Origin of the sequence: Sutterella massiliensis, assembly GCF_016899755.1 — a bacterium.
Classification (GTDB): Bacteria; Pseudomonadota; Gammaproteobacteria; order Burkholderiales; family Burkholderiaceae_F; genus Sutterella; species Sutterella massiliensis.
Genome location: NZ_JACJJC010000042.1, coordinates 1 through 2123, shown reverse-complemented (window position 1 = coordinate 2123; position 2123 = coordinate 1). Strand labels below are relative to the sequence as shown.

Here is a 2123-nt window from a genome sequence, read left to right as displayed (position 1 = left end):
CTTGCGGCCGAGACCGCCCAACCCGCCCGAGATGATCACGGTGCCGCCCGCCACCAAGTCTTCAAAACGCTTGGCATGCTTGGTGCCGCAGCCGAGCTGCGCTTCGCACGCTGCAGGAGCTTCGGAGTCGTTGGCGGCATTCGAGCGCGTGCCGCGCACAACGACGAGCTTGCCGATGTGCTGCGAAGCCTGCATGGTCTGGAAGGCTTCGGCCGCATTTTCGGCCGGGAACATCATGAAGGGGAGCGGTCGGAAATCGCCCGTCTCAAAGTGTCCGAGCACTTCGGCAAAGAGTTCGTGCGCGAGTTCCGGCGCATCGACGAGAATCTGGTCGGCATCAATGCCGAAGTACGAAATGTTGCGGCGGAAGGGCCGCACGAACATGGCGCTGTCGGCGTAGAAGTCGCGCTTGCCGAGCTCGAGGAATCGACCGAGCGGCGCAAGAAGATCAAGCGACTTCTCGGCACCGTCGCCAGCAAGCGAATTGAGAACAAGATCGACGCCCCGCCCGTTCGTGTCGCGGCGGATTTCTTCACCGAAAGCGAGGGAACGAGAATTGTAGACGTGCTTGACGCCCAGGCGAGAGAGAAGCGTGCGCTTCGCATCCGATCCGGCCGTCGCATAGACCTCGAGCCCCAAGAGCGCTGCAACCTGAACGGCCGCAAGCCCCACGCCGCCCGCAGCGCCGTGAATCAGAATCTTTTCGCCCTTTTTCGCGCGGCCGAGCCAGTGGATGGCGTACCAGGCCGTGAAGAAGGCCACGGGAACGGAAGCAGCTTCGGCGAACGAAAGCGTCGACGGCTTCTTCGCGGCAGCACCTTCCGTTGTCGTGATGACGCTTGAGAAGCACGCAGGTGCAAATGCGACGACTTCGTCGCCCGCCTTCAGTTCGCGCACGTCGGGTCCTACAGCCGTGACGACGCCCGCTGCCTCCAGGCCCATCGTGGGACCGGAGAACCCGTTTTCGAGCGCATCGTCGGGGAGCATCCCCATCGCCCACATGACGTCGCGGAAGTTGAGGCCCGTGGCCTTCACGGCCACGCGGATCTCGTCGCCCTTGAGTTTGGGAAGCGGTGCCTCGATCGGCTTCCAGTAAAGTCGTTCGAGACGGCCCGGCGAATCGAAGGCCAGTACTTCTTCGTGAGCGGTGCACGACTTCGAGCCCGCAAGTGCACAGGAGTCGACAGACGTCACGACGCGTTCGTAAAGGTGCCCGTCGACCGCGGCCGATTCGTCGCAGGCGTCTCCGAGGAGCCACCGAGCGGCGCGACGGATCGTTCCCACGTCGCAGTCGCCGAGCGAAAGGATGCGAGCGCCGACCGTTCGGCACTCGTTGCGAAAAACGCGAACAAGCCCAAGCGCACCGTCAGCAGCAGCAAAGTTCGCAATCGAGCCGCAGGCAGAACGACTCTGCGGGAGCCCCGAAAGCCGCGGTACCACCACATCGATTCGGATGCCGGGAGCGAGCGTTCCCTCTTCGCTCATGAATTCGGCCGCACTCAAGAGCTTGAAGAGCTTCAGCGGGAAGTTGGAGAGAGTTGCATCGGCAGCATCGGCTGACGCTTCGTCAGCAGCGTTGAAGCCGCAGAAGAGCGCTAGGCGCGCACCGGCGGGAAGTGCCTGGAGGAATGTCTTTTCGTTTGAGAGAACGTCTGCCCAAACAACAGTCTTTTCGGCGCAAACGCCTTCGCGCTTCATGACGGAAAGAACGGCGCCCGTGAGACCGGCGTCGACGCTTTCGGCGTCGGCAACAATTGCGGCGTACACGGTCGAAGCGGATGCCTCGACATCAGTGCCTTCACCGGCATCCGTCTGCGTGTTCGTATCGGGTGCCTTTGCCTTATTGGCTTCGAATCCGTCGATCGCTTCCGTCGCCTTGCAGCCGACAAGAAGCATCTTGGGCGCAATGAGGGAAAGCGCTTCATCGTCGGTTTCGCCGGACGCACCGTTACCTGCGTTGGCGCCGCACGCAGCGTGCACCGAGAAGCCGGTGCCTTCGAGTACGCTCAGCCAATCGGCTTCGCCCGCAAGGCGGGAAGCCCGCGCAGTGATGCCCTCGCCCGAACGTTTTGCGGCTACCGGCGACCACCACCCGGGTCTCGAGCCGCAAAGGAGATTCATCG

1 protein-coding gene is annotated in these 2123 nt (G+C 62.9%); it reads right to left on the bottom strand.

From position 1 onward, the window contains the following. Window positions 1-2123: zinc-binding dehydrogenase (locus H6A60_RS11005; protein ID WP_205104567.1), on the bottom strand; the 2123-nt coding region annotated here is incomplete at both ends.